The sequence below is a fragment of the Micromonospora sp. M51 genome (genome assembly GCF_018070305.1).
Taxonomy (GTDB): Bacteria; Actinomycetota; Actinomycetes; order Mycobacteriales; family Micromonosporaceae; genus Micromonospora; species Micromonospora parva.
On the sequence record NZ_JAGPXZ010000489.1, the window covers coordinates 1 to 4,743 of the forward strand.

General features: G+C 72.6%; 6 protein-coding genes. 4 read left to right on the forward strand and 2 right to left on the reverse strand.

The annotated features are described in order from the left end of the window. Both KBX53_RS22770 and KBX53_RS22775 read right to left on the reverse strand, forming a co-directional pair. A partial coding sequence (locus tag KBX53_RS22770) for a GAF domain-containing protein (protein ID WP_210861535.1) occupies positions 1-631 on the reverse strand: 631 nt, incomplete at its 3' end. A 14-nt stretch (positions 632-645) separates the two neighbouring features. Next, complete coding sequence (locus KBX53_RS22775) at positions 646-1,428, reverse strand: 3-hydroxybutyrate dehydrogenase (protein ID WP_030336958.1); 783 nt, start codon at positions 1,426-1,428, stop codon at positions 646-648. Between the two features lie 634 nt (positions 1,429-2,062). On the opposite strand from KBX53_RS22775, the gene ruvC reads away from it, so the two are divergent. The 4 genes from ruvC to yajC form a co-directional block, all read left to right on the forward strand. Next, on the forward strand, positions 2,063-2,590 hold the full coding sequence (ruvC, locus tag KBX53_RS22780; RefSeq protein WP_030336959.1) for a crossover junction endodeoxyribonuclease RuvC: 528 nt from the start codon (positions 2,063-2,065) through the stop codon (positions 2,588-2,590). Next, a complete protein-coding gene (ruvA, locus tag KBX53_RS22785) occupies positions 2,587-3,189 on the forward strand; it encodes a Holliday junction branch migration protein RuvA (protein ID WP_210861537.1) in 603 nt (200 codons plus the stop codon). The genes ruvC and ruvA overlap by 4 nt, the downstream gene beginning before the upstream one ends. Before the next feature lie 55 nt (positions 3,190-3,244). After that, on the forward strand, positions 3,245-4,312 hold the full coding sequence (gene ruvB, locus KBX53_RS22790; RefSeq protein WP_030336964.1) for a Holliday junction branch migration DNA helicase RuvB: 1,068 nt from the start codon (positions 3,245-3,247) through the stop codon (positions 4,310-4,312). Between the two features lie 122 nt (positions 4,313-4,434). After that, the coding region (gene yajC / locus KBX53_RS22795) for a preprotein translocase subunit YajC (RefSeq protein ID WP_247676065.1) at positions 4,435-4,743 on the forward strand (309 nt) is incomplete at its 3' end.

Genomic DNA, 4,743 nt, shown 5'->3' on the forward strand with positions numbered 1-4,743 from the left:
GCGTCACCTCCTCCCGGACGAACGGCCGGGCCGAACGGTTGGCCGCGTAGAGCACCCCGATCGAGGTGGAGCCGAGCCGCAGCGGCACCCCGAGGATCGCCACCAGACCCTCCTCGCCCACCCCCGCGTCGATCTCGCCGGTGTGGTGGAAGCGGGCGTCCTCGCCGTAGTTCGCGGTGACGTACGGGGCGCCCGACTGGGCCACCAGGCCACCGAGGCCGGCGCCCATCGGCAGGCGCAGCCGCTGGAAACGGGCCGAGACCGACCCGTCGGTCACCCGCATGTAGGTGTCGCCACGTTCGTCGTCGTTGAGCGTCATGTACGCCACGTCCGCGCCGAGCAGGTGACGGGCCCGGTGCACGATCGCCCGCAACACGTCGTCCAGGTCGCGCAGCCCGGCCAGGTCGCTGACCGTGTCGTACAGGCCGGACAGCTCGCTCTCCCGGCGGCGGCGGCGCTCCAGCAGCGCGCGGACCCGCAACGCCACCGCCCTGGCCTGCTCCAGCTCGGCCAGGCGCTCCGGCGGCAGCCCGGCCGCCCGCGCGGCCACCAGTGGTCCCTCGAACTCGACGGCCGCGGCCTCTCGGGCGAGCAGCTCCAGGAACTCCACCGGCGATGACATGGTCGACATTGTGCTCAGCCCCACTAGTTGGCCGTCCAGCCCCCGTCGAGGGCGATCGACGCTCCGCTGATGAACGCCGCCGGCGGCGAGCAGAGGTACGCCAGCAGTTCGGCCACCTCCTCCGGCTCGATCAACCGCTTGATCGCGGCCCGGGCCAGCATGATCTTCTCGACCACCTCGGTCTCGTCGATGCCGTGACTGGCCGCCTGATCGGCGATCTGGCTCTCCACCAGGGCGGTGCGCACGTACGCCGGGTTGATGCAGTTGGCGGTGACCCCGTGCGCGGCGCCCTCCAGCGCGACCACCTTCGACAGCCCTTCGAGGGCGTGCTTGGCCGAGACGTACGCGGCCTTGTAGGGCGAGGCCCGCAGCCCGTGCACCGAGGAGATGTTGATGACCCGCCCCCAGCCCTGGGCGTACATGTGCGGCAGCGCCCGGCGGATCAGCAGGAACGGCGCCTCCACCATCACGCGCTGGATGTACTCGAAGCGCTCGACGGGGAAGTCCTGCAACGGCGCGACGTGCTGGAGCCCGGCGTTGTTCACCACGATGTCCACGTCCGCGTCGAGGGAGTCCACCGCCGCGGCGTCGGACAGGTCGACCCCCTCCGCCCGGCCCCCGGCCTCGGCGGCCACCGCCTTCGCCGCCTCCAGGTTGCGATCCACCACGAGCACCGTGGCGCCGGCCGCGCCGAGCCGCAGGGCACACGCCCGCCCGATGCCGCCGCCGCCCCCGGTGACCAGGGCGGTCCGACCGGTGAGGTCGACCTGTACGACGTGGGGGACCACCACGGGTTCTGCCGTCATGGCGCAAGAAGTTACGAGCTGTGTGCCCCCCGGCACATGGGCCGGCGACACATACTCCGCACCGAAGCTGTGTGGCCCGCCCGCCCCTCCTGACCCACACGCGCCCACCGCCCTCGTCGCGCCGCACTGCGTCAGGCTGCGCCGGGCCGCGCCGGGCCGTGCCGTGCCGCGCCGCGCCGCGCCGGGCCGCGCCGGGCCGGTTGCGCCGCTCCGCGCCAGGCTGCGCCTGCGCCTGCGCCGCGCCGCGCCGCGCAAGATCGCGCAATATCCAGGATGTAGTGGGCATCCCGGCGTTCCGTTGCCACTACATCCTGGATCGAGCGTGACCTTGCCGGCGTCGACGTTGCGATTCGCGCCCGATCGGCCGCCGGAGCGTCTGAGGCAGCGACATCCGGGAGGTTGCTCGGATCTTGGCGCGTGGCGCGTGGCGCGGGGCGCGTGGCGCGTGGCGCGTGGCGCGGGGCGCGTGGCGCGTGGCGCGGGGCGCGCGCGGTGCGGGGTGCGGGGTGCGGGCGGGCGTGGGGTGCGAGGCGTGGGGTGTGGGGCGCGGGGGGCGTGTCCCGTGGGGCTGGTGGGAAGGGCGCCGGTTAGGGTGTCGAACACACGTACTGCTGACGGTTGGGGAGGGGGCGGCGTGCGCGTGCTCGGTGTCGACCCGGGTCTGACCCGGTGCGGGGTGGGTGTGGTCGAGGGTGTGCCCGGCCGGCCCTGCACCCTGGTCGCCTACTACGTGGTCTACACCGACCCGGCCGACGACCTGGCGCTGCGCCTGTTGCACCTGGACCGGTCGCTGACCGAGTTGGTGGCCGAGCACCAACCGGAGAGCGTCGCCGTCGAGCGGGTGTTCAGCCAGCACAACGTCCGCACGGTGATGGGCACCGCGCAGGCCAGCGGCATCGCCGTGCTGGCCGGGGCGCGGGCCGGGCTGCCGGTGCAGACGTACACCCCGAGCGAGGTGAAGGCGGCCGTGACCGGGTCCGGTCAGGCCGACAAGGCGCAGATGACCGCGATGGTGACCCGGCTGTTGCGGTTGGCCGAGCCGCCGAAGCCGGCCGACGCCGCCGACGCGCTGGCTCTGGCCATCTGCCACGTGTGGCGCGGCGGGACCCGCTCCAAGCTGGCCGCCGCGGCCGACCGGGCACGACGAGGAGGAGCACGATGATCGCCAGCGTGCGCGGCACGGTGACCGCGACGGGTCCGGACCAGGCCGTGATCGAGGTCGGTGGGGTCGGGCTCGCCGTGCACTGCGCCCCGGGGACCCTCGCGGAGCTGCGGGTCGGCCAGGTCGCCCGGCTCGCCACCAGCCTGATCGTGCGGGAAGACTCACTGACCCTGTACGGCTTCGCCGACGACGACGCCAAGTCGCTGTTCGAGCTGTTGCAGACCGCCAGTGGGGTCGGCCCGCGGCTGGCCCAGGCGGTGCTGGCGGTGCACACCCCGGACGCGGTTCGCAAGGCGATCGCCAACGCCGACACCGCCGCCCTGACCCGGGTGCCCGGTATCGGCAAGAAGGGCGCGGAACGCCTGGTGCTGGAGCTGCGCGACCGGATCGGCCCGGTGCCGATCGGCGTCGACGGGTCGGCCGGGGTGACTCGTGGCAGTTGGCCGGAGCAGGTCCGGCAGGCCCTGGTGGGGTTGGGTTGGACGGCCGGCCAGGCCGATCAGGCGGTGGCCGCGGTGGCGGAGTCGATCGAGGGTGAGACCCCGCCGGTGCCGGTGCTGCTCAAGCAGGCCATCCGGCTGCTGGGTCGGACCCGATGAGCGCGAGGAGTGAGCCGGGTTTGCGAGCCCCGCAGTCGCGATTGAAGACGGCCCGATGAGCGAGACCGAGGGGCTCGTCTCGGCGTACGTCAACGACGCCGACCGGGACGCGGAGGCCACGGTACGGCCGAGGCGGTTGGCCGAGTTCATCGCCCAGGACCGGGTCCGCGACCAGCTGGACCTGTTGTTGCAGGGCGCCATGCGGCGGGGTTCGCCGCCGGACCACATTCTGCTCTCCGGCCCACCCGGATTGGGTAAGACGAGTCTGGCCAACATCGTCGCCGCCGAGTTGGGCGCGGGCATCCGGGTGACCAGCGGTCCGGCGATCGAGCGGTCGGGTGATCTGGCGGCGATCCTGACCAGCCTCGCCGAGGGCGACGTGCTCTTCATCGACGAGATCCACCGGATCGCGCGGCCGGCGGAGGAGTTGCTGTACAGCGCGATGGAGGACTTCCGGGTCGACGTGGTGGTGGGCAAGGGTCCGGGGGCGACGGCGATCCCACTGGACGTCGAGCCGTTCACCCTGGTCGGCGCGACGACCCGGTCGGGCCTGCTGACCGGGCCGATGCGGGACCGGTTCGGTTTCGTCGCGCACCTCGACTTCTACTCGCCGGCGGATCTGGAGACGCTGCTGCACCGTTCGGCGCGGATCCTGGGGGTGCCGATCACCCCGGAGGGCGCGACCGAGATCGCCGGTCGGTCCCGGGGTACGCCGCGGATCGCCAACCGGTTGCTGCGCCGGGTCCGCGACTACGCCGAGGTCCGCGCGGACGGGGTGGTCGATCTCGACACGGCCCGCGCCGCCCTGATCGTGTACGACGTGGACGCGCTGGGCCTGGACCGGTTGGACCGGGCGGTGCTGACCGCGTTGGTCGACTCGTTCCGGGGTGGCCCGGTCGGGTTGTCCACCCTGGCGGTGGCGGTGGGGGAGCAGCCGGACACGGTCGAGGAGGTCTGCGAGCCGTTCCTGGTGCGGGCCGGGCTGTTGGCGCGTACGCCCAGGGGGCGGGTGGCGACCGAGGCCGCCTGGCGGCATCTGGGGCGCACACCACCGAATGGTACATTTGGTGTAGATAGTCCACCTGTGCCCGATCTGTTCTCGCTGGATGCCGAACAGCCGTGATGTGAACGTGATCTGTGCCGCATTCGGCGTTCTCAGGTGCAGGGTTTAGACTTCGCCGCGGTCTGTACAGGACGTGAGAATCCGCCTCCGCTCCGGCACCCACGGTGCCGGGCAGGCGGCCAATGGGAAGGTCAGTAACCGTGCAATTGGCAGCAGCGGGTGGCGGGGCCGGCGGTTTCACGCCGATCCTGATGATCGCCCTGCTCTTCGGCGTCATGTACTTCATGATGATCCGACCCCAGCAGAAGCGCCGCAAAGAGGCGGAGGCGATGCAGTCCAACCTCGGCCCCGGCGACGAGGTCGTGACCATCGGCGGGCTCTACGGCACGGTCACCGGCATCGAGGACGACACCGTCCTGATCGAGGTCGCCCCGGGCGTGCAGACCCGCTACGCCCGCCCGGCCATCGCGCGGGTGGTCACCCGCGCCGAG

What these genes read in the sequence shown, in the direction of transcription:
- KBX53_RS22775 (WP_030336958.1), bottom strand. Translation starts at nt 1,428, where the DNA reads ATGACGGCAGAACCCGTGGTGGTCCCCCACGTCGTACAGGTCGACCTC.
- ruvA (WP_210861537.1), top strand. Translation starts at nt 2,587, where the DNA reads ATGATCGCCAGCGTGCGCGGCACGGTGACCGCGACGGGTCCGGACCAG.
- ruvB (WP_030336964.1), top strand. Translation starts at nt 3,245, where the DNA reads ATGAGCGAGACCGAGGGGCTCGTCTCGGCGTACGTCAACGACGCCGAC.